Genomic DNA, 21,873 nt, shown 5'->3' with positions numbered 1-21,873 from the left:
CTCGTCATCGTCTCTCCTGATTCGCGGGACAATCTTGCCCGCCGTCAGGCAGAAGCTCCACTTATCCCCTTGTTCAGATTTGCGAAGCCGGCTCTCCAGCCCAGGTGAATCGTTCCGTCCCAATCTGAGATTTAGCGTCCTGATCGCACCGCGGATGGCGCGCTGACCCTGTTTTGACCCTTGAATCGCTCTGTAACCACTGATTCGGCAACCGAACATGAATTAACTGGCTATTTGGTTCGATCGGGATCCATATAGCTCCATCACCGCCGCACCACGGGCATCCACCGGTGACAGAGAGTGTTGCGCTCCCGCTTATTCGAGGGAGGCATCCTATGCCCCAATCTCAACGCATGTCGTCCGCCATTCCGCCGGTTGCATTTGGGCGCCCCGCCTGTCCGGAGTGCAAGGCCGAGATGATGCTTACCCGTATCGAGCCAGCACGCCCAGGCGTCGACTTGCATACGTTTCAATGTGCTGTCTGCAATCACGTAGTCACGGCCCTTGCCGCGTATGAAGATCCTATGAAGTCCAAGGCTCTTGGACGCTGGCTTCAAGGCGATTTGCACCCGCCGACGTAAGCGTAAAGACAAAAGGCCAAATTAGGCCTCGAGCTCCCGGGAAACTCCGATGCGACTTTCGACCCACCGACAAGAAATCGCGTAGTGAGCAAACGCAAAAGGAGGAGGAGATGAGGGATTACGCACACGAACGAAAGGTGCCCACCGCGGCCGAGTGTGAGGCTCGAAAGGCCTTCAAGGAAGCGGATGCCAAAGTAGCTTTGTCCGAATATGAACGCACTCAACGGGCGTTCCATGCAAACCGAGAGCGGTTAAGGGCGGAGCGATTGGCTCGCGACGCCGAAGCAGCGCGGAAGCTCAAAACCTGATTGGAGGCTTTCGGTCAAATCTGAGTAGCTCTCGAACCTGTTAGGCTGAAATATCTGGCCGTACTTGGCGGTGATCTGCACCTGCCATCCGGCCCAAACTTGGGTGCGAGCTTTCGCAACCGCCAGCATTGGACTGACGTGGCTCGCAACGACGGTTTCCCGTCCTCCTACCTCGCATGAATGCTGAACGTCATCGCATCCTCAAAAAGGAAAGGCCGGCGGGCGTTACGCCGCTCTGCAGGTGTATTAGCTGCAACCACTGATGGCCGGCACCGCCTGGTCATACGTCGGTCGATATCTGCCCCTCAGCGAAAGCCAGCATAGATGCGTGCGCTCGACACCTCGTCCCTTACCCACTGGGTGTGACAGTTACACTGTCCTTTACGACAGCTAGGTCACTGCAAGCGTCGATTCGGTGTCACGACTGAAATGACCAATGTCTCAATTGGGTCACAAGCAGCGGTGGAGGACCGCGCTCAGCCGTGTCCGGTCCACCTCAGACTGCCGACATTGCAGCGTCAGGTGTAGTCTTCAGATCCGGGCCGAGGTTGGTAGGCGATCCAGGTAAGGAGGAAGTCGGCGGCGACGCGAGCGCGGCCTCGATGCTTGGTGTTTGCTCAATCGTGTTAGACTTTGCCTACCCGATCAGGGAGAACAGCCATGACAGCCGAGTTCGATGAAGACCGCTTCAATATGGCTATCCGTAAATTTCTGAAGCATGTCGGAGTTACATCGCAGCGTGAAATCGAGAACCTAGTGCGTAGCGGGGTGGTGAAAGGTGGCAAGCTCAAGCTGCGAATGATCCTGTCCGCTGAGGGGACGCCGCTGAAACATGTTGTCGAGGAAACAGTCGCACTCTGACGAGGTCCCGGCTGCCCCGGCATTGCCGCCCTCTTGGTGGAGGATTCAATCCTGCTGATTTCCAATTTGGTCTGTGGTGTCGATTCAAAAACTTCCGTGGTAGGGGCTCTGACCGCGAGAGAAGTCTTACCTACAAACGACGCAGGAAATAGAGCAGGAGAGTTGTTTCCATGATCGAGGGGATCAGCGCGGTCACGCTCGGCACCCACGAAATGCCACGGGCTGTCCGATTCTACCGCGCCTTGGGGTTTGAGGTCCTGCATGGCGGCGAACAGTCGTCATTCACCAGCTTTCGGGCTGGAGCGAGTTATCTCAACCTCATCGCCCAGCCTGCCGATCGGTGCTGGTCCTGGTGGGGACGCATAATCTTTTATGTTGCCGATGTTGACACACTTTACGACCGTTCGCTTGCAGCAGGATACCAGCCGGCTACTGTCCCCCGCGACGCCGAATGGGGTGAGCGCTACTTCCACCTGATTGATCCCGACGGCCACGAACTCAGTTTCGCCCGGCCTCTGCTCCCGGTTTCCGTCCAATAGCAGCTCGAAGCGACCTACCATCCCGCGCGGCAGCCGACCTGGATACTCAAATGCCACGCCGCATCACAATTATCCTCGGTGACGGCGTGACGCGTTCATCATCCGCCCGTCGCCGCGTCGCGCTAATGCGAACATCGCCGGATGTCGCAGAAGGGTCACACTCGGTACTCCCCATTTCACGCGAACCTTGTCCGCTCTACCTGCGACAACTGACGAGGACGCCGGCGGCTCGGGCCGTAGCGTCGCGAAGACCAGCAACTCGCGTCGCGCGCGTGAGACGCGACGTAAAAGGCGGCGGTAGCCGCCTTTGTTGTTGGGCGAGGATATCTGGGCTGTGATGCGGCCGGTCTTGTCAGGACCGACGGCCACCGAGAAGATGATACGTCCCGTTCGTCGCCCTGTACATTCTCGATGTTCTTGACCAGGATGGGTTCGTTCGTCTGGTTGCGGCCGAAATGGGCCTCCAGCGACGGGTCGCTGCGGCGGGCCTGGTCGAGCAGTTCTCGATCAGGCGCGGCTGGTCGTCGTTGAACGTGACGACCCGGAACACGGTTCGCCGGCGCAGGCTTTTGTCACTTCAGATCGCCCTTGATGCGCCGTTAGCGCGTGAGGTCAGGACGATCCGGCCTCTCGATGCAGTTCGCCACCCCGCATCAAGTCGCGACGAAGTGCGCGAAGTCAGCGACGCCTCTGCAGAGAAGTGACCGCCGCGCCTTTTTGAAACGCGGGGCCGCTTCCGCCATCGCAGCAGGGTTTGCCGCGCGCCGGAAATTGGAACTCATGTGGCCGCGCCGTACGGTGTTACCCATGCGCAATTGTGCCTGATAGCGCACTTGCATCTAAGCCCCGATGATGTTGCAAGAAGAAAATCCGCTTCGTGGTTGCGGGCGTTTTTGAGTTTAACTGTTGAGCGTGAAAGCGTTTGGAAGTGAACTGGATCTCGGTACGAATAGAGAAGGCTGCCCCGAACAGATGTTGAGGCCACTGGTCCGCGCCGCTCGGAATGGAGAAGGCGGCCGATGCCTCACCCTGCAGTGACGCGTCCCGGCGGAAGTGGTAACCGGCTTCTGGCAGCACTGCTGCCACCGGACTTCGCTCTGCTGGCGCCCGAGCTGGAAGCGGTCGCGCTCGATCAGAACGCGGTCCTCGCGCGAGCGGGTGACGAGGTCGAGCATGTCTTCTTCCCTCATAGCGGCGCCATCTCGCTGATGATCGACATGGCGAACGGGCAGACGGTTGCCACCGCGGCAATCGGGTGTGAGGGAGCAGTCGGCATCCTCTCCGCGCTAGGGCCCTCACCTTCGGCCATTACCGCCATCGTGCACGCGGCAGGGACCGCCTCGCGGATCCCCGCCTCCCGATTTCGCGCCGCTTTCAACCGCAGCCCCGCGCTCCGGCACGCGCTCCAGGCCCACCTCAGCGCGATGCTGACACAGTTCCAGCTCGGCGCGGCCTGCAATGCGCTGCATCCGGTCCAAGTCCGCATGGCACGCTGGCTGCTCCATTTAAGCGACCACATCGACCGCAACGTCCTCCCGCTCACCCAGGAAGCGCTGTCGCAAATACTCGGTGTGCGACGAACGACGGTGACGCTCCTGATGCGCAGTCTGCGCGCGTCGGGCGCGATCAGATCTGATCGACGAGGCCAGATCGAGATCGACCGATCGCGCCTCGCGGCGGTGGCGTGCGGATGCCACGAGACCATGTGTTTCGAAGTTGAGGAATCTTCCTCGACGAATACGGCCCGATCTCGCTTTCTGGATGTTGAAGATGATGAGCGCGTCTCACTAGGTGCATTGGTTGCTCGCTCCGGCAAGGACTACTCGGTAACCGCGCACCCGACCAGCGTTGGGAACAGGCTCTTGGCGGCGTTGCCGCCGGCGGATCTCGACCTGCTCACGCCCCACTTCCAGAAAATCTCGTTCGAACCCGACGCCGTGTTGGTGCGGGCGGGCGATGAGCTCGATCAGGTTTATTTTCCCCATAGCGGCGCCATCGCCTTCATGGTCGACATGCCCGACGGGCAAACGGTCGCGACCACGTTGATGGGACGGGAAGGCGCATTGGCCTCGCTCTCGGTGCTCGGCCCATCGCGGTCGTCCGTGACCGCGATTGCTCGCGTGGCCGGCACCGCATCGCGGATTTCCGCCGCGAAATTCCGGCTCGCCTATGCGCGAAGCGCAGCCATCAGGCACGTGGTGCAGGTCCACGCCCGCACCCTGCTGTTGCAGCTCCAGCACGTGGCCGCCTGCAACGCGCTGCATCGGGTGGAAGGTCGCATGGCGCGATGGCTGCTGCAGATTCACGACCGCGTTCCCGACGACGTGCTTTCGCTGACGCAGGAGGCACTTGCCCAATTGCTCGGGGTGCGGCGGACGACGGTGACGCTGACGATGAGCAAGCTTCGCGCGGCGGGGGCCATCATGTCCGACCGGCGCGGCTTGGTCGAGGTCGACCGGGCGCGGCTCGACGGCATGGCGTGTGAATGCTACGCGCTGATGCAGAGCAGGATCGATCGTATGTCCTGCCAGGAATTGTCCGCGCCGCGACTTGCCCTTGCGCTGTTCCAGGAAAGCTCCTTCGTCACCTCCGGTGAAGCCGGCGAAGACCGTGCTGAAATCAAGGCCGCTTCGCCGGTGAGGTAGTAGCGGGTCCCTCCGTCCCGATCAGGCTCTCTCCGGCCGATCAAAGTGTCGCCCCGGCCTTCCTAGCACCCCAACCCAGCCTACGGGTTATCAATGGCTCCGGGCTACGAAACCCTGGCCCCGGATCGCGACGGTTTGTGAGGCAGTTCCCGCCGTGAAACAGGTGTCGGGAACCGCCTCATTCAATAGTCGTTTCAGATCAGTCCTGGAACTGCATCTCCGAAAATCGGGGGCCATCCAAACGGGACAAAGCGCGCCGCGGGCGCCACAACTGATGGTCAACGGCCATGAAAAGCGCCGTTCCTTCCAAAAGCCAGAACTCCCGGATGCTTCGACGCATGGCAATCATGCTGGTCGCTGTCGGACTGGTTTTGGGGGCCGTGTTCGGATTCGAAGCTTTTCGGGCCAGGATGATCCAGAAGTCGATCGCCGGACTGCGCAACCCGCCGCAGACGGTTTCCACGATCACGGCGGGCACGCAGCGGTGGCAGGACCGCCTGGAGGCCGTGGGCAGCACCCGGGCGGAAAAGGGAGCCGACCTCAGTCCGCAGGTCGCCGGTACCGTCAAAGCCATCCACTTCCAGTCCGGCGAAGAAGTCGAGCAGGGAACATTGCTCGTCGAGCTGGAAGATGCCGATGACGTCGCGCATTTGCACGCTCTGGAGGCAACGACGGCGCTGGCGCAGCTCAACTACGATCGCGACGTCAGGTTGCTCAAGAGCCAGTCCGTGAGCCAGCAGACTGCTGATACGGACTTGGCGACGCTCAAGAACGACCAGGCGCAGGTTGCGCAACAACAGGCGCTTGTCGGCTACAAGTCGATCCGAGCACCTTTCTCCGGCCGAATAGGCATCCGTCAGGTCGACCTCGGCCAGTATATCGCGCCGGGCGCGCCGATCGTGACGTTGCAGAAGCTCGATCCGATCTTCGTGGATTTCTACCTGCCGCAGCAGGACCTGGCAAAGATCAGGGTCGGCCAACCCGTCATTGCGAAGGTCGACACCTATCCTGATCAGACATTCACCGGCACGATCATGGCGATCAACTCCCTCGTCAATACGGCGACCCGGAATGTCCAGGTCCGGGCGACATTCAAGAATCCCGACGAGAAGCTGCTGCCGGGAATGTTCGCGACCGTCGATATCGAAGTGGGGACGCAGAAGGATTACGTGACGCTGCCGAAGACGGCGATCTACTACAACGCGTATGGAGATATTGCCTATCTGGTCGAAGATGCCGGCAGGGACGAGAGCGGGCAGGAGCAGAAGATTGCGCACCAGGTCTTCGTGAAAACCGGCCAGACCCGCGGCGATCAGGTCGCAGTGCTAGATGGGATCAAGCCTGCCGATGTCGTGGTCACGGCCGGGCAGAACAAGCTGCACAACGGATCGCCGGTCCAGATCAATAATGAAGTCACCACGCCTTTCAGCGCGAACCCTCAGGTCTCCGAACAATGAGAGGCCTGCCATGAACTTCACCGACCTCTTCATTCGCCGGCCCGTTCTTGCCACTGTAGTCAATCTGATGATACTCGCGCTCGGCCTGCGCGCCATGACCTCGCTGCCTGTGTTGCAATATCCGCGCACGCAGAATGCGGTCGTCACCGTTACCACCACCTATTACGGCGCTGCTCCCGATGTGATCGCCGGCTTCATCACAACGCCGCTCGAGAACGCGATTGCCCAAGCGAACGGCATCGATTACATGAGCTCGAATAGCGCAAGCGGCGCCAGCACGATCACCATCAACCTCCGCCTCAACTACGATGCCGACAAGGCACTGACGGAAATCAACACCAGGGTCAGCTCGGTGCTCAACCAGCTTCCCTCAGGGTCGCAGCAACCGGTGCTGAGGGTGCAGATCGGTCAGACGATCGACGCCATGTATCTCGGCTTCGACAGCGACGTGCTGGGACGGAATCAAATCACCGATTATCTCACCCGCGCCGTTCAGCCGAAGCTGCAGGCCGTACCGGGCGTCCAGACTGCGGAAATTCTGGGCGGACAGAACTTTGCCCTGCGGGCGTGGCTCGACCCGAAAAAGCTGGCTGCTTATGGCCTCAGCGCCGCTGATGTAGCGGCTGCGTTGACGCAGAACAATTTTATCTCCGGGCTCGGCACCACCAAGGGACAGATGGTGGAGGTCAATCTCACAGCATCGACCGGCCTACATTCGGAAAACGAATTTGCCAACTTGATTGTCAAGCAGGCGGGTGGCGCGATCGTGCGGTTGAAGGATGTCGCAATCGTCTCGCTCGGCGCGGACGACTACGACACACAGGTCGCATTCGACGGCAAGCCGGCGGTCTATATCGGCATCCAGGTGGCGCCGACTGCCAACCTGCTCGACGTGATCGCGGGCGTGCACCGGATCGTCCCGGGCATACAAGAACAGCTGCCCAACGGGCTGCGCGGACAGATCGTTTACGATTCCACCAAATTCGTGCGCGCAGCGATCTATGACGTCGTGCAGACGCTCGTCGAGGCCGTGCTGATCGTCAATCTCGTCGTGTTCCTATTCCTGGGGTCGGGGCGTTCCGTCCTGATCCCGATGGTCGCGATCCCGCTGTCGCTGGTGGGCGCCTTCACCATCATGCTGGCGGTCGGTTTCTCGATCAATCTATTGACGCTGCTGGCGCTGGTGCTTGCGATCGGGCTCGTGGTCGATGATGCCATCATCGTCGTCGAAAACGTCAACCGTCACCTTGAGGCCGGCAAGGCGCCGGTCGTTGCGGCGATCGAGGCGGCGCGAGAGCTCGGCCGCCCGATCATCGCCATGACGGTTGTCCTTGTCGCGGTCTACGTCCCGATCGCGTTCCAGGGCGGTCTGACCGGCGCGCTGTTCACGGAATTCGCCTTCACCCTGGTCGGCACGGTGACAATATCGGCCGTTGCCGCGCTGACGCTGTCGCCGATGATGAGCTCCCGTCTGCTCAGGCCGCATGGCGCAACGCGCGGCTGGCAGGCACGATTCACTGCCCTCGTTGATCGCCGTTTTGAGGCGCTACGTCGGCTTTATCTGAGCTGGCTGCACGGCAGCCTCGACTATATACCTGTAACAGGCGTCTTCGCACTGCTCGTGCTGTCCAGCATCTATTTCCTTTATGCAGGCACCAAGAGCGAACTCGCTCCCCAGGAAGACCAGGGCGTGGTGATTGCGACGTCCACGTTGGCGCCGGACGCGACCCTGCAGCAAAAGGTGCTGTATGCGCGGCAGGTCTTCCAGATCATGAAGAAATATCCTGAGACCGATCACGTCTTCCAGATCAACTCGCCTGCGCGCGTTGTTTCGGGCATGGTGTTGACGCCGTGGGACGAGCGCACAAGGACGAGCAACCAGCTGCAGCCGATCGTTCAGCAGCAACTCGACCAGGTTGCCGGGGCGCGGATCGCCGCCTTTCAGCTGGCTCCGCTGCCGGGCAGCCAGGGGCTGCCGATCCAGTTCGTGATCAAGACGACCGATTCGTTCGACAAGCTCGACGATGCCGCCCAGCAGTTCCTGAAGGCTGCGATCGCCAGCGGGATGTTCATCTTCCTCGACACGGATCTGAAGATCGACAATCCCGAAGCAGTCGTCGAGATCGATCGCGACAAGGCTGCGCAACTTGGGCTCAAGATGAGCGATGTCGGCAACGCGATGGGGGCGATGCTGGGCGGTGGGTATGTGAACTACTTCAGCCTCGACCAGCGTTCCTACAAGGTAATCCCGCAAGTCCAGCGACGGTTTCGTCTGAATACCGATCAGCTGCTCAACTACTACGTGGCCAACGTTTCGGGCATTCCCGTGCCGCTGTCGACGATCGCGCACATCGCAATCAAAACGGTCCCGGAGACGCTCAATCATTTCCAGCAGCTTAACAGCGCCACCATTCAGGGCGTTGCGGCGCCCGGCGTAGCGCAGTCCGACGCACTGGACTTCCTCAGCAATCTTGCTGCCAAGACGTTACCGCGAGGCTACACCGACGATTACAGCGGCTTGTCCCGGCAATATATCCAGGAATCCTCCGGCTTTGTCGCCACGTTCGGATTTGCGTTGGTGATCATCTTCCTGTCGCTTGCGGCGCTGTTCGAAAGCTTCCGCGATCCATGCATCATATTGGTATCGGTGCCGATGTCTATCGCCGGTGCGTTGATCTTCGTGAGCCTCGGCATCGGCGGCGCATCGTTGAACATCTACACCGATGTCGGCCTGGTGACGTTGATGGGTCTGATCAGCAAGCACGGCATTCTGATTGTCGAATTCGCAAACGAGCTGCAGCGCGCCGGCGTCGCCAAGCGCGAAGCCATCGAACAGGCGGCCGGAATCAGATTGCGGCCGATCCTCATGACCACCGCGGCAATGGTCTTTGGCGTGGTTCCGCTGATCCTCGCAAGCGGCGCTGGAGCGGTCTCGCGTTTCAACATGGGACTTGTCATCGCAAGCGGACTCTCGATCGGTACACTGTTCACGCTCTTCGTGGTGCCGGCCATTTATCTCCTGATCGCGACCGATCATTCCCACCAGGTAGCGCAGGACGCATCACAGCTTGCGCCGTCGGGTGATGAGGCGAGAACAGTCTGACCCGGCAATCTGTCTCACCCCGACGGCTGATCGGCAAGGCCAGGCGCAGGTCAGCTTGTGACGGAGTACTCACACGGTGACTACCACGGTTGAACGCGACGACGGCCGCGCTGCGACTGACAACGCGACGCGCTGCGTGAGCGGTCGGCAGATTCGTGCGCGTTACAGCGGAGGCGAGCGGGCAACATCCGTCTTCGCGATCACGACCTCGCAGAGCAACCCGTCGTGGCCAAACGGCAGCAGGCGCTGCTCGACGTCGCGCAGCATCGCGTCGACTCTTTCCCCGAATGCCGCAAGCGACGAAGTCGAAAAAGTGAGTGTGCGGGCGGCAAACCTTCGCCGGCATCGAAGTCATCGAGCGTCCGCTGCCGCGCATCGTCCCGCCGCTACCCCCTCCCCGGATCGGGCGAGGCTTGAGAGTGGCGGACGGAGCGGGCGCTGTGAAATACCTGATTTTCCTGTTCATGCTCCTGTCGACCGTCGCGCGGACCGACGACTGCAAGCCGGATGCGCCGACGAAGCAGTCGGCCACGCCCGTTCGCGTTACCTGATCGAGAGGGAACGGGGCGAAGATGGCCGATGCAAAGTCGTCTGACTATCTCTCCACCTGCCCACCAATCTGCCTCGCCCCTTATCTACCCTCCGCCCCACCAGCCATCCGCCATTCCTAAACTTCCCTCTGCGCGTTGCGCGGAAAACCGATACTTGAGTTGGTCGGGCCGCTGCTGAGAGATTCGGGTAAGCGGCGACCACGTCCTACACGTGATGGGCCCAGTCTGGTCCCGCAACGCCGGCTCTTACTTGACCTTTTCGGCGTCCGAGCTATTGGCAGGCTTTCCGGTCAACGGCTCGCCCTTCCGATAGGTCGATTTCTCGTAGCGGTTGCCGTTCTTCGTGATTTTGGTAGTCCACCCGGTATTCCAGTTGATCACAGCAGCATTGCCCTCTTCCTTCCAGCTGCCTGTCATTCCCTCCCCGCGCGTGGCCTTCGCAGTCGCACCGCCTGACAGGGTGATCTCGAACGGTTGTCCGGCCGTGTCCTTGACTTTCCACACGCCCTCGAAGTCGCTGGCCGCAAAGCTAGCCGAGCTCATCGTCCCGATCAGCCACGCCGCCATGACCGTCACAATCGTTGCTTGCTTCATGACGTCTTCCTCCAAAAAACAACGCCATCATCGAAACTACTTCATAGATCGAAGGGTTCCGCGGCGGTCGTTCTGCGGCAAGCATGCCTCTTTGGGTAAAATCGGACGCCACGATTCCGCTGACCGGCGTTACTAGAGCGGCCCTGTGCCTGGAGAGGTCAGAAACTCACCCATCCGGTCCCGCCGATAAAATCGCTCGCTTGCCGATCACGAAACTCGCTATTGACGCTTGACGACGCGTTGCCGCCGCGCTGCATTGGCAGACGCCGCGATCACAGACGCCGATTATGAAACGAGCGCTTCCAATCTGCGTTTGATGAGCATTGCCTGCGAGGGTGCTGCAGTTAGACTGGCGATCAAGGAGCGCTCCTGCTTGGTCGAAACTGCCGAAGCGATCGAGCTCTACCTCGGTTCCGTACCGCTTGATGATCCAGTGCGGTTCCTTTCGCGCAGCCGTAAGCCACGGCATCCTCTCGCCTTAGCGCGAGAGGATATCTATGTTGCGGAGTACCTGCAGTGCCCCAAAGTGACAATGGGAGGTATGCTCGTGGACACGCCTAGCAAGGAATTTGCGCTGGCGGGCAGCCTTGAGGAGCTGAAGATCAAGGGGCGGCTCGCTGTGCACGGTGGCCATCGTCCGATCCTCGTCATCTACGACCGCGGGCGTGTCTTCGCCCTCGACAATCGGTGCCCGCACATGGGCTTCCCGCTCGAGCGCGGCAGCGTCGAGGACGGCATCTTGACCTGTCACTGGCACCACGCTCGCTTCGATCTCGAAAGCGGCTGCACCTTCGACCTATGGGCGGATGACGTGCCGACCTGCCCGGTCGAGGTGCGCAATGGCGACGTCTGGGTGAAGACCACGTTCACTGATGCCGATCCCGCCGTGCACTGGCATCAGCGGCTTGCGAACGGCCTCGTCCACGACCTCAGCCTCGTCATTGCCAAGGCCGTCCATGGCCAGCTCGCCGCCGGCGTAGCGCAGGCCGAAATCGTACGGCAGGTGGCGCTGTTCGGGGCGCAAAACCGCGACGGCTGGGGCGTGGGTCTTACGATTCTTACGGCACTCGCCAATCTCCTGTCTGCGCTGCCGGAGGACGAAGCCTATCTCGCTCTGTTTCACGGCGCCCGCCACGTGGCGACGGACTGCGACGGCGCGGCGCCGCGGCGGGAACGCGCGCCGCTTGGCAGCCAGCCGCAGCTGGCTGCGCTCAAACGCTGGCTGCGGCGTTGGACAAACGTGCGCCATCGCGAGGCGGCCGAGCGCACCCTACTCACGATGATCGCGGCCGGCTTCTCCCCGGCTGAACTCGCTGATGCCCTGTTCGCCGCCGCGACCGAGCGGGCTTTCGCCGACACCGGACATTCGCTCGACTTCATCAACAAGGCGTTCGAGTGCCTCGAGCTGGTGGGCTGGGGAACACGCAGCGGCTCTGCTGCCGACTGTCGTCGGTCAGATGGTCGCGGCCCGTGGCGCCGAGGAATCAACGGCCTGGCGCCAGCCCGGTGACCTTGTTGCGTTGTGTGAGGAATCGACCAGCGAGCTCGCGGACCTGCTCGCTGCCGGATGCGGCTCGCGTGATTGGTCGGGCCACGCCGCACTTGCTCAAGAGCTGCTCGGTGACGATCCGGCCAGGATCGTTGACGCGCTCAGGGAGGCTATCCGCGCCGGCGCTGCTCCAGCCGACCTTGGCCAATCCCTCGCCTACGCGGCAGCGCTCAGGGTTGCGCACTTCGGCAATGCCAACGAGCACGCCGACTGGGAGACGGCGCATCACGTCTTCACCTACGCCAACGCGGCCCACCAGATGCTGACGCGCATCGGGACTGCCAACATCGACGCTCACGTCACAGCCGTCCGCGGCGTGTTGCACGGCGCGATGGCGCTGTACCTTGCGCGCTATCTGAATGTGCCGCCGGCGCGCATCCCGGGCGACGGCGGCGAGGGGCTCGATGATCTGCCCGCGGATCAATTGACGATCGGCGTCGCCTTGCTCAACGCCTTCGACCGGCAGAGACAGGTCGATTTCGCCGCGCGCCTAGTAGCACGGCATCTTAAGCTCGGCCATTCGCCGCCGGCGCTGATCGCCACGCTCGTACACGCCGTGCTGCGCGAAGATGCCGGCTTCCACGCGTATCAGATGCTGGAGGCGGGAGTCCGGCAGTTCGGCGCGTGGGGCAATACGGCCGAGGGCCGGCACATCCTCATCGCAGTCGGCCGCTATTTGGCAGCCCATTTCCCGACGGAACGCGCGGCGCTGCAGACAGCCGACGTCGCCCGCCGCTTGATGCGGGGTGGCGAGTTGCATCAAGAAACTGTGGGCGATCCAAACTGACAAAAGCCCGCGAACCGAGTGCGGAACTTTCCCGCGTTGGCTCTGCCTTGCGCTGAGTATGGCGCCTGGATCATGTCCCGGACAGAACCGCAATAGCACGGCTCAGTTGGGGGTCGTCTGACCCGGCGGAGGCCGCGCCTGCCTGGACCTCGATCGTCGGCATCACGCCCACGCCCTCCAGGCGTTCGCCATCGACCCGGACATCTTCGACTGCGAGCAGCAGTAGGCCGTTTCCGATGAGGAATGCGGTTGCGGCAAGGACAGCGCCCTCCGTGCGGGTGCCGATGAGCTCGCCCAACCCGTACTTTTTGAACCCGTAGGCAAGGACCTCCTTGCCGCTGCCCGTACGGCCGTTGATAAGCATCGCAACCGGCTTGCGCCACTTCACATTCACGAATTCGCTGGTGCCGCTTCGGCCTGTGACCTGCATTGTCGGCGCGCGGGCATTGAAGAGATCGAGATATTCGGGTTGCGCGCCGCCCCAGCCATCCCGCAAATCCCAGATCAGCGCGTCCGCGTCTTTCAACGCCCCTTGAGACAGCAGCTGTTCAAGCGCGCGTTGATAGATGGTGCCGGCATAGCACCAAACATGGACATAGCCGATGCGTCGTCCGTTGGACTCAATGACGCGCGCGCTCGACTCCAACCCACGGAGGAACATTTTCGTGGGCTCGAGGTCGATCGGCATGAGCGGGATTTGCACCACGGACACGCCCCGATGTACCTCCAAGACAACCGATTTGCCGACCTTGCCACGGAATGACCCGATCGGCTCCAATGCCGCCCCGTCAGCCGCAATTATTTCGTCAGCGGCACGGAGGCCCGCCTGCTGAGCCGGCGTTCCATCTATGACCCCGGTGATCGTGCTGCGACCAGTCGCCTCGAAACCTGAAATGATACCTATGCCAGGGTACGAAATGCGGCCGTCTGGAAAGGCACGCTGCAGTCCCCGGCGTCGCAGCGCGCCGGCAAAGATGTCTGCAAGCTGACAATATTCCGGCTCATCCGGCGTATAGAAGCGCGTGTGTGAGGCGTGCAACTCAGACAACATGGCATTGATGACGCGCGCCAAAGAACTCTGGTACGCCGCCCGCTGAACGTCGGGGAGATACCTCTCCCGAGTCGCCGGCCAGTCCAGTCCGTTGTGACGCGGATCGTAAAAGCGATCACGTACGATCTGCCAAACCCTCTCGAAGGTAGAGACGCCGTCACCGGGAATAGAGGAGTTATTTGCCTCCTCCTTTAGAGGCTCCGCGGCGTTCGGGGCCTTCGCAACCACGGCAGATGCCGTAACTATGGCTGCCAGTCGCAACACTTGGCGACGCGAAGGCGAAGTATCGATAGCCTGTTTCATCGTCCGATCTCGCGGGGAAGCGCCTGCCGGTCCCATTCGCCGGCCGTGCGATACCGCTACCGAATGCTCGCGCTCCGCTGGCGAAAGGAGCCGGCGGGTGATTGAGACTACTACGGAATTTCTGCTTGTCGGAATGGCATTCGAGGCTGCTGCCGCTTGCGGCAAGGCGTGACGACTGCCGACTAGGCTCGACAGCTACTACACATCAGTGCTTACGTTCCAGAAGTGAGCGCGCGACCTCAGCGCTGCCCCGTCAAATGCCATCCAGTGACAGCCAACGTGAGCTAGCGTGGATCAGTCCAATCCATCATGGGCAAGTTTCAGCTAGCTCCAGCAACCGAAGTCTAACTGGATCCTACCAACGACGGTATCGATCGCCGATGGAAATACAGAAGTTCGAATCCTCCTCCTTGCCCGTCACAGAACACATGCGACAATACCACCACGGTAGTCGTACCCATGGATACCGTCGTCATGAGGCGATCACACTCACTACAATCCCATAATTCCGGCAATCCTAACGGACGGAGCAGCCTACGACCCTCGGCGACTATAGAATTGCCGGCGACCGACGTGTCAACCGCAGTCCGGTTCGGGAACACAAAACACCGCGATCCCGACATCGCTGATGGGGGCCATCTGAAGTAGGGAGTTCGTTCCGAAGCTACACAGCACGGTAATTCTGGTGCACAAGGATCCCACTCGATACCCTACTTGCACGATTGGTCACGGCTAGCCATTCGCGCGCGGCTTCAGCGGTGTGGATCGTCGTTTTGGCGTAATCGTTTGTGCCGGGAATCCAAAGATCCGATGTGATCTACAGCGACGTCTGGACGCCGGGCTACGATCGCCGAAAAGGCGCATCGAGATCACGCCCGCTGAACTAAAAAGGCCCCGCATTTCTGCCGGGCCTTTCCAGTTGATGGCATGCTGAACGGTTGGACTTAGAAGTCCATACCACCCATACCGCCCATTCCACCACCGCCAGCCGGCATACCGCCGCCGGCGCCGGCGTTCTTCTTCGGCAGTTCGGCGACCATGGCTTCGGTGGTGATCAGCAGCGCCGCAACCGAAGCTGCGTTCTGGATCGCCACGCGAACCACCTTGGTCGGGTCGATGATGCCCTTGGCGACCAAATTGCCGTACTCGCCGGTCTGAGAGTCGAAGCCGTAGGAATACTGCTCCTTTTCCAGGATCTTGCCGACGATCACCGAGCCGTCTTCGCCAGCGTTGATCGCGATCTGGCGGGCCGGCGCGGATAGCGCCTTGCGCACGATCTCGACGCCGGTCTTCTGGTCGTCGTTCTTGGTGCGCAGGCCCTTGAGATGCTCGGAGGCGCGCAACAACGCGACGCCGCCGCCCGGCACGATACCTTCCTCAACCGCCGCACGGGTCGCATGCATCGCGTCATCAACGCGATCCTTGCGCTCCCTCACCTCGACTTCGGTCGCGCCGCCGACGCGGATCACCGCGACGCCGCCCGCGAGCTTGGCCAGACGCTCCTGCAGCTTCTCACGGTCGTAGTCCGAGGTGGTCTCCTCGATCTGCGCCTTAATCTGGGCCACGCGTGCCTCGATGTCAGCCTTCTTGCCGGCACCGCTGACGATGGTGGTGTTCTCCTTGTCGATCATCACCCTCTTGGCTCGGCCGAGCATGGCAAGCGTGACGTTCTCCATCTTGATGCCGAGATCTTCCGAGATTGCTTGACCGCCGGTCAGCACTGCGATGTCCTGCAGCATGGCCTTGCGGCGATCGCCGAAGCCCGGAGCCTTGACGGCGGCAACCTTGAGGCCACCGCGCAGACGGTTGACGACGAGGGTGGCGAGCGCCTCGCCTTCGACGTCTTCCGCGATAATTACAAGCGGCTTGCCGCTCTGCACCACGGCTTCAAGCAAGGGAAGCAATTCATTCAACTGAGACAGCTTCTTTTCATTGATGAGGACGTAGGCATCTTCCATTTCAACGCGCATCTTGTCGGCGTTGGTGACAAAGTATGGCGAGATGTAACCGCGGTCGAACTGCATGCCTTCGACGACCTCGAGTTCGGTCTCGAGCGACTTCGCTTCCTCGACCGTGATCACGCCCTCGTTGCCGACCTTCTTCATGGCGTCGGAGAGGAACTTGCCGATCTCGGCGTCGCCGTTGGCCGAGATGGTGCCGACCTGCGCGATCTCGTCGTTCGAGGTGACCTTCTTGGAGTTCTTGACGAGGTCGGCGACCACGGCTTCAACCGCCAGATCGATACCGCGCTTCAGGTCCATCGGGTTCATGCCGGCGGCAACCGACTTGGCGCCTTCACGGACGATCGCAGCCGCGAGCACGGTTGCGGTGGTGGTGCCATCGCCGGCCGCATCGGCGGACTTGGAGGCGACTTCGCGCACCATCTGCGCGCCCATGTTCTCGAACTTGTCGTCGAGCTCGATCTCCTTGGCGACGGTGACGCCGTCCTTGGTGATGCGGGGAGCGCCGAACGACTTGTCGAGCACGACGTTGCGGCCCTTGGGGCCGAGCGTCACCTTGACGGCGTTGTTGAGGATGTCGACACCGCGCAGCATGCGATCGCGGGCATCGACGCCGAATTTGACTTCTTTGGCTGACATAATGGTCTCCGTTTTCAACATCCCAAGACCCCGCGACTGGGCGAGTTCTTGAGGGATGAGATTTGAACTTGCGAGCCTCATCCTTCGAGACGCCGGCTCATCAGGATGAGGAAAGCTGACTGCCGCTTACGCGGCTTTCTTCTTGGCGGCAGGCAGATCGGTGAGAACGCCCATAATGTCGCTTTCCTTCATGATCAATAAATCCTGACCATCGAGCTTGACCTCAGTGCCTGACCACTTGCCGAACAGCACACGATCGCCAACCTTGAGATCGATCGGTATCAGCTTGCCGGCTTCGTCGCGGCCGCCTGGGCCGACCGCGGTGATCTCGCCCTGTGAAGGTTTTTCCTTGGCGCTGTCCGGAATGATGATGCCGCCGGTGGTCTTCTCTTCGGCGTCGATACGCTTGACCACAATGCGGTCGTGCAGCGGACGAAATTTCATGGCGTCCTCCTGGGTTTGGTTTTTGTGTGAAATTGGCACTCAAGGTTGGCGAGTGCTAGACACGTTGCACATAAGCCCGCGTTGCGCAGGCACAAGGCCTCATGACCGGCCCCTACGTGACTTTCCGTGAATTTGGGAATGTTGCGATGGTCCGCTCACCTCGCGCAATGGGCTGACAGCCACGTTTCGCAAGCTTTCCGACGCGGTACACAGTCAGTGACTATTCAATACGTTGGCCCGCACGCCAGCCCATTTCCCAGAAGTCGGCCTCGAGCCGGGTGGCTTCCTTGAAGATCGCGATCAGCTCTGCCTCGCGGGCCGGGGTGACGTAGAGATCCGCGAGACCCTCCAGGTGGGCCTGCGCTTTCGCCGCGACCTCCTGGTATGGTGCGCCGGCATACTCGGCGATCCAAACGCCATATGGGTTCGTTGCAGCGTGCGCATCGGGTCGCGAGGCGAGCCGCCTCGCGATCTCCGCGTAGCCGATCACGCAGGGGGCAAGCGCCACCTTGAGTGCCAGCAGATCGCCGCGCATTCCCGCGTCGAGTACGTAGCGTGTATAGGCCAGCATCTCGACCGCCGGAGGGGTTTGTTCAAGGTCGCTGGGCGATAAGCCCCAGCCAGCGCAGAGCTTCACATGCATGTTCATCTCGACGTCGAGGATGGCCGAGATGCCGGCCGCCGCTTCACGCATGTCGGCGAGCTTGGGCGATTTATAGACGGAGAGCGCGTAGGCACGAGCAAACTCGATGAGGAACAGGTAGTCCTGAACGAGGTAGTGACGAAACGCCGCTTCGGCGAGCGAACCGTCTGCCAACCCGTTCGTGAAGGGATGCTCGGTGTAGGCCCGCCACTCGGCGGATGCATCTGTCTTCAGACGCTCGAAGAAACTCATGATCTTTCGCCGGGTTTGCTTCTCAATGAGTGGCTTTGGCTCGCCACCATAGCACGTCGCAAACCGGGTGGACCTTGACCTTGTCCGCCTCAATCACCAGTGCCGGGATTTGGTGAGAAGTATCGGAGTTTGTCCGGCTTCCCCTCCCACTCCTTAGAGTCGGGCGGGGGCGCCTTTTTGATCGTGATATTTGGCCAGATTTTCGCGTATTCCGCATTCAGCGACAGCCATTTCTCAAGCCCCGGCTCGGTGTCGGCTTTGATCGCGTCGTACGGGCATTCCGGCTCGCAGACTCCGCAATCGATGCATTCGTCCGGGTGGATGACGAGCATGTTCTCACCCTCGTAGAAGCAGTCCACGGGACACACGTCGACGCAGTCCATGCTTTTGCAGCGAATACAGCTCTCGTTGACGACGAAGGTCAAGTAAGCGTCCCTTCAGCAGAGCGCAGTGTGAACTCATTCATGGTGTCCGTCCGTCCTCGCGGTGCTCGTTCGTTGGTTGAAAATGGATGCACAGAAGACCTACGTCCTCTGGCTCAATCGGAACACCGAGGAGCAGGCATTCAGCAGCCGAGGAGCTCGCGCTCGGCGGGTTGCCGCACATCTCTGCGCCGAAATGCGCGCAGTCCGGGCAAACACCGATCCGCCGATGCGCACCACTCGTAGCTAGAGTGGACAGCACTTGGTGCAGAGCGCGACGCATCGCAGTTCGCTGCGGCGCATCGAGCGAATCCACGGCGCGCACCAGAACTTCGAACGGATCGCGTGCAAGCGCTTTTTGGCCCTTGCTCGTCAGTCGCAGACTTACGCTTCGCCCGTCCGTCTTGAATGGCTGTCGGACCAGGTACCCACCCGCTTCAAGCGCCTTAATGACTTGTGTGGCGGTGCCGCGTGTTGTCGCTTGAAATTCCGCGAATGCCGACGGGGTCCGCGAGAACGGGTTGGCGCGCGCGAAGAAGCGGAGCGCCATCCATTGGGCCGGACTGAGTTCGCCGTCATAGCCCTCAGCTTGTACGAGCCGTCCCACCTGCAGCAGCAGCTCTGCCGTTTCGCGCGCTGACATGATTGCCTCTTTTGATCATATAATAGCGTTTCGAAATCAACTTGACAAGCGATCGGATGCGGATAATTTTGTTTCGAAACTAGTTGGAGGGCTTGATCATGGCCCGCAGCGCGGCCCTGCCGATACTTACGGCGGAACCAGGCCTCACCCATTATCTTGAGGAAATTCGGCGGTTCCCGATGTTGGAGCGCCAGCAAGAATACATCCTGGCCAAGCGCTGGCGCGAGCACGGCGATCGCGACGCGGCGCACAAGCTCGTCACCAGCCATCTGCGGCTCGTGCCCAAGATCGCCAGGGACTATCGCGGCTACGGCCTGCCGATCTCCGAGGCGATCTCCGAGGGCAATGTCGGCCTGATGCAGGCGGTCGAGCGCTTCGAGCCGGAGAAGGGCTTCCGGTTCGCCGCCTACGCCGTGTGGTGGATCAAGGCGGCGATCCAGGAATACATCCTGCGCTCGTGGTCGCTGGTGAAGATGGGCACCACGGCCAACCAGAAGAAGCTGTTCTTCAACCTCCGCAAGGCCCAGAGCAAAATCTCGATCCTCGCCGATGGCGACATGCGGCTGGACCAGGTGAAGCTCATCGCCGGGCGGATCGGCGTCACCGCAACGGACGTGATTTACATGAACCGGCGGCTCGGCGGCGACGCATCGCTCAACGCCGCGATCCGTGAGGACGGCAATTCCGGCGAGTGGCAGGACTGGCTGGTGGACGAATCCCCGGACCAGGAGACGATGCTCGCCGCACGCGAGGAGTTCGATAACCGTCGCAAGAGGTTGTCCGATGCGCTCACCGTGCTCAACGAGCGCGAGCGGCGCATCTTCGAGACGCGCCGGCTCGCCGAGAAACAGATCACGCTCGTGGAGCTGGCCGAAGAATTCGGCGTCTCGCGCGAGCGCGTGCGCCAGATCGAGGTGAGCGCCTTCGCGAAGGTCCAGAACGCAGTGAAGCACCACGTCGCGGGGATGGCGCCCCCGGCGCCTCTACAGGTGGGCTAGCTCGACGCGAGGCCGCCATGGCCGAAGCCGCTTTTCGCAATTTCACCATCAATTTTGGACCCCAGCACCCGGCGGCCCATGGTGTCCTACGGCTCATAATCGAGCTCGATGGCGAGGTCGTCGAACGCGTCGATCCGCATATCGGACTTTTGCACCGTGGCACGGAAAAGCTGATCGAGCATAAAACATACCTGCAGGCGCTGCCCTACTTCGACCGGCTCGACTATGTCGCGCCGATGAACCAGGAACACGCGTTTTGTCTAGCAACCGAGAAACTGCTGGGCATCACCGTTCCCAGGCGCGGTCAGCTTATCCGGGTGCTCTTTTGCGAGATCGGCCGCCTGCTCTCGCACCTTCTCAACGTCACAACGCAAGCGATGGATGTCGGCGCGTTGACACCGCCGCTGTGGGGCTTCGAGGAGCGTGAGAAGCTGATGGTGTTCTACGAGCGCGCCTCGGGCGCGCGGATGCATGCAAACTATTTCCGGGTCGGCGGCGTGCATCAGGATCTGCCGCCGAAGCTACTCGACGACATTTGGGCATTCTGCGATCCGTTCCTCAAAGTCTGCGACGATCTCGAGGGCCTGCTGACGGACAATCGTATTTTCAAGCAGCGCAACGTCGGAATCGCCGAAGTCAAGCTCGCGGACGCCTGGGGGTGGGGCTTTTCAGGCGTCATGGTGCGCGGCTCCGGTGCCGCTTGGGACCTGCGCAAAGCGCAACCCTACGAATGTTATGCCGAGCTCGATTTCGACATTCCCGTTGGCAAGAACGGCGACTGCTACGACCGCTATCTCTTGCGCATGGAAGAGATGCGCCAGTCGGTGCACATCATGAAGCAGTGCTTAGAAAAGCTGCGGCTGCCCGAAGGTCAGGGGCCGGTCGCCATCGTGAACCGTAAGATCGTTCCGCCGCGGCGCGCCGAAATGAAGCGCTCCATGGAGGCCATGATCGAGCATTTCAAGCTATATAGTGAAGGTCATCGTGTTCCCGCCGGCGAGGTTTACGCTGCTGTCGAGGCGCCCAAGGGGGAGTTCGGTGTCTATCTCGTCTCTGATGGCACCAACCAACCCTACAAATGCAAGATCCGGGCGCCCTCCTTCGCTCATCTGCAGGCAATGGATTTCCTGTGCCGCGGCCACATGCTGGCCGACGTCCCGGCGATCATCGGTTCGCTCGATATTGTGTTCGGGGAAATCGATCGATAGACGCCCACCGCTCTTGACCGTCAGAGGGCCAATACATGACTGAGACGCTCGCCAAGAGAACATGCACGCCCTGTCGCAGCGGCATCCCGCCACTCACGTATGATCAATCTCAACGCTTCCAGTCCCCGGCCCTGGGTTGGGAACTGCGCGATGATGCCCATCGTATCGAGCACACCTTTCGATTTCGCAATTTTCGCGACGCACTCACCTTTGTTCAGCAAGTTGGTGAGCTTGCCGAGGCCGAGGTGTAAATCGGCGCCGAAGCATGACCCCTCCAATGTCATATGGATCAGAGACTTATCGTGCCGATCGGCGTCGGGCCCCCGCGCTGATT

The 21,873-nt window shown here is 61.2% G+C and carries 18 protein-coding genes and 1 pseudogene; 12 read left to right on the top strand and 7 right to left on the bottom strand.

What is annotated here, in order from left to right; all coding sequences use genetic code 11:
- Positions 1–1,549 precede the first annotated feature (1,549 nt).
- The 7 genes and pseudogenes from ABIA96_RS34465 to ABIA96_RS34435 all read left to right on the top strand — a co-directional run bounded on the left by ABIA96_RS34465 (position 1,550) and on the right by ABIA96_RS34435 (position 9,494).
- A complete protein-coding gene (locus tag ABIA96_RS34465) occupies positions 1,550–1,750 on the top strand; it encodes a DUF6494 family protein (RefSeq protein WP_354141368.1) in 201 nt (66 codons plus the stop codon).
- Positions 1,751–1,920: 170 nt separating this feature from the next.
- Positions 1,921–2,289: a VOC family protein gene (locus ABIA96_RS34460; RefSeq protein ID WP_354141367.1), complete on the top strand. Its 369-nt coding sequence runs from the start codon at positions 1,921–1,923 to the stop codon at positions 2,287–2,289.
- Positions 2,290–2,922: 633 nt separating this feature from the next.
- A complete protein-coding gene (locus ABIA96_RS34455) occupies positions 2,923–3,114 on the top strand; it encodes a twin-arginine translocation signal domain-containing protein (RefSeq protein WP_354141366.1) in 192 nt (63 codons plus the stop codon).
- A 194-nt stretch (positions 3,115–3,308) separates the two neighbouring features.
- Positions 3,309–3,956, top strand: a pseudogene (locus ABIA96_RS34450) (Crp/Fnr family transcriptional regulator); the annotation flags it as partial.
- 129 nt (positions 3,957–4,085) lie between these two features.
- Entirely contained in the window at positions 4,086–4,934 is an 849-nt protein-coding gene (locus ABIA96_RS34445) for a Crp/Fnr family transcriptional regulator (RefSeq protein ID WP_354141369.1), read from the top strand.
- 338 nt (positions 4,935–5,272) lie between these two features.
- Complete coding sequence (locus ABIA96_RS34440; RefSeq protein ID WP_354141365.1) at positions 5,273–6,391, top strand: efflux RND transporter periplasmic adaptor subunit; 1,119 nt, start codon at positions 5,273–5,275, stop codon at positions 6,389–6,391.
- 10 nt (positions 6,392–6,401) lie between these two features.
- Positions 6,402–9,494 (top strand): efflux RND transporter permease subunit, encoded by a 3,093-nt coding sequence (locus ABIA96_RS34435; protein WP_354141364.1) that lies wholly within the window; start codon positions 6,402–6,404, stop codon positions 9,492–9,494.
- A gap of 797 nt (positions 9,495–10,291) precedes the next feature.
- Here ABIA96_RS34435 and ABIA96_RS34430 read toward each other — a convergent pair.
- Entirely contained in the window at positions 10,292–10,639 is a 348-nt protein-coding gene (locus ABIA96_RS34430; protein ID WP_354141363.1) for a hypothetical protein, read from the bottom strand.
- Positions 10,640–10,868: 229 nt separating this feature from the next.
- On the opposite strand from ABIA96_RS34430, the gene ABIA96_RS34425 reads away from it, so the two are divergent.
- Positions 10,869–12,149: a Rieske (2Fe-2S) protein gene (locus ABIA96_RS34425; protein ID WP_354141362.1), complete on the top strand. Its 1,281-nt coding sequence runs from the start codon at positions 10,869–10,871 to the stop codon at positions 12,147–12,149.
- Positions 12,097–12,975: a hypothetical protein gene (locus ABIA96_RS34420; RefSeq protein WP_354141361.1), complete on the top strand. Its 879-nt coding sequence runs from the start codon at positions 12,097–12,099 to the stop codon at positions 12,973–12,975. Before ABIA96_RS34425 ends, ABIA96_RS34420 begins: the two co-directional genes overlap by 53 nt.
- A gap of 70 nt (positions 12,976–13,045) precedes the next feature.
- On the opposite strand, the gene ABIA96_RS34415 is transcribed toward ABIA96_RS34420, so the two are convergent.
- The 6 genes from ABIA96_RS34415 to ABIA96_RS34390 form a co-directional block, all read right to left on the bottom strand.
- Positions 13,046–14,329, bottom strand: coding sequence for a S41 family peptidase (locus tag ABIA96_RS34415; protein ID WP_354141360.1), 1,284 nt, complete (start codon positions 14,327–14,329; stop codon positions 13,046–13,048).
- A 944-nt stretch (positions 14,330–15,273) separates the two neighbouring features.
- Entirely contained in the window at positions 15,274–16,929 is a 1,656-nt protein-coding gene (gene groL / locus ABIA96_RS34410; protein WP_354141359.1) for a chaperonin GroEL, read from the bottom strand.
- A gap of 126 nt (positions 16,930–17,055) precedes the next feature.
- Complete coding sequence (locus ABIA96_RS34405) at positions 17,056–17,373, bottom strand: co-chaperone GroES (protein ID WP_354141358.1); 318 nt, start codon at positions 17,371–17,373, stop codon at positions 17,056–17,058.
- Between the two features lie 220 nt (positions 17,374–17,593).
- A complete protein-coding gene (gene tenA / locus ABIA96_RS34400) occupies positions 17,594–18,268 on the bottom strand; it encodes a thiaminase II (RefSeq protein WP_354141357.1) in 675 nt (224 codons plus the stop codon).
- 89 nt (positions 18,269–18,357) lie between these two features.
- Entirely contained in the window at positions 18,358–18,693 is a 336-nt protein-coding gene (fdxA, locus tag ABIA96_RS34395) for a ferredoxin FdxA (protein WP_354141356.1), read from the bottom strand.
- A 37-nt stretch (positions 18,694–18,730) separates the two neighbouring features.
- Positions 18,731–19,333, bottom strand: a complete 603-nt coding sequence (locus ABIA96_RS34390; protein WP_354141355.1) for a MarR family winged helix-turn-helix transcriptional regulator — start codon at positions 19,331–19,333, stop codon at positions 18,731–18,733.
- Positions 19,334–19,431: 98 nt separating this feature from the next.
- On the opposite strand from ABIA96_RS34390, the gene rpoH reads away from it, so the two are divergent.
- From rpoH to ABIA96_RS34375, 3 genes are read left to right on the top strand one after another with little or no spacing between them, the layout of a single operon-like run.
- Positions 19,432–20,331, top strand: coding sequence for an RNA polymerase sigma factor RpoH (rpoH, locus tag ABIA96_RS34385; RefSeq protein ID WP_354141354.1), 900 nt, complete (start codon positions 19,432–19,434; stop codon positions 20,329–20,331).
- A gap of 17 nt (positions 20,332–20,348) precedes the next feature.
- Positions 20,349–21,539 carry an NADH-quinone oxidoreductase subunit D gene (locus tag ABIA96_RS34380; RefSeq protein WP_354141353.1) on the top strand — a complete coding sequence of 397 codons (1,191 nt, stop codon included), beginning with the start codon at positions 20,349–20,351 and terminating at the stop codon, positions 21,537–21,539.
- Positions 21,540–21,574: 35 nt separating this feature from the next.
- On the top strand, positions 21,575–21,790 hold the full coding sequence (locus ABIA96_RS34375; RefSeq protein WP_354141352.1) for a 4a-hydroxytetrahydrobiopterin dehydratase: 216 nt from the start codon (positions 21,575–21,577) through the stop codon (positions 21,788–21,790).
- The last annotated feature ends 83 nt before the right edge of the window (positions 21,791–21,873 follow it).

Origin of the sequence: Bradyrhizobium sp. LB11.1 (assembly GCF_040549385.1) — a bacterium.
Classification (GTDB): domain Bacteria; phylum Pseudomonadota; class Alphaproteobacteria; order Rhizobiales; family Xanthobacteraceae; genus Bradyrhizobium.
The sequence above is the reverse complement of the archived record's forward strand: the minus strand, read 5'-3'. Positions and strand labels throughout refer to the sequence as shown.

Coding starts and splice junctions, on each gene's coding strand:
- ABIA96_RS34465 (WP_354141368.1), top strand. CDS start 1,550: ATGACAGCCGAGTTCGATGAAGACCGCTTCAATATGGCTATCCGTAAA.
- ABIA96_RS34460 (WP_354141367.1), top strand. CDS start 1,921: ATGATCGAGGGGATCAGCGCGGTCACGCTCGGCACCCACGAAATGCCA.
- ABIA96_RS34455 (WP_354141366.1), top strand. CDS start 2,923: ATGCAGTTCGCCACCCCGCATCAAGTCGCGACGAAGTGCGCGAAGTCA.
- ABIA96_RS34440 (WP_354141365.1), top strand. CDS start 5,273: ATGGCAATCATGCTGGTCGCTGTCGGACTGGTTTTGGGGGCCGTGTTC.
- ABIA96_RS34435 (WP_354141364.1), top strand. CDS start 6,402: ATGAACTTCACCGACCTCTTCATTCGCCGGCCCGTTCTTGCCACTGTA.
- ABIA96_RS34430 (WP_354141363.1), bottom strand. CDS start 10,639: ATGAAGCAAGCAACGATTGTGACGGTCATGGCGGCGTGGCTGATCGGG.
- ABIA96_RS34420 (WP_354141361.1), top strand. CDS start 12,097: ATGGTCGCGGCCCGTGGCGCCGAGGAATCAACGGCCTGGCGCCAGCCC.
- ABIA96_RS34415 (WP_354141360.1), bottom strand. CDS start 14,329: ATGAAACAGGCTATCGATACTTCGCCTTCGCGTCGCCAAGTGTTGCGA.
- groL (WP_354141359.1), bottom strand. CDS start 16,929: ATGTCAGCCAAAGAAGTCAAATTCGGCGTCGATGCCCGCGATCGCATG.
- ABIA96_RS34405 (WP_354141358.1), bottom strand. CDS start 17,373: ATGAAATTTCGTCCGCTGCACGACCGCATTGTGGTCAAGCGTATCGAC.
- tenA (WP_354141357.1), bottom strand. CDS start 18,268: ATGAGTTTCTTCGAGCGTCTGAAGACAGATGCATCCGCCGAGTGGCGG.
- ABIA96_RS34390 (WP_354141355.1), bottom strand. CDS start 19,333: ATGTCAGCGCGCGAAACGGCAGAGCTGCTGCTGCAGGTGGGACGGCTC.
- rpoH (WP_354141354.1), top strand. CDS start 19,432: ATGGCCCGCAGCGCGGCCCTGCCGATACTTACGGCGGAACCAGGCCTC.
- ABIA96_RS34380 (WP_354141353.1), top strand. CDS start 20,349: ATGGCCGAAGCCGCTTTTCGCAATTTCACCATCAATTTTGGACCCCAG.
- ABIA96_RS34375 (WP_354141352.1), top strand. CDS start 21,575: ATGACTGAGACGCTCGCCAAGAGAACATGCACGCCCTGTCGCAGCGGC.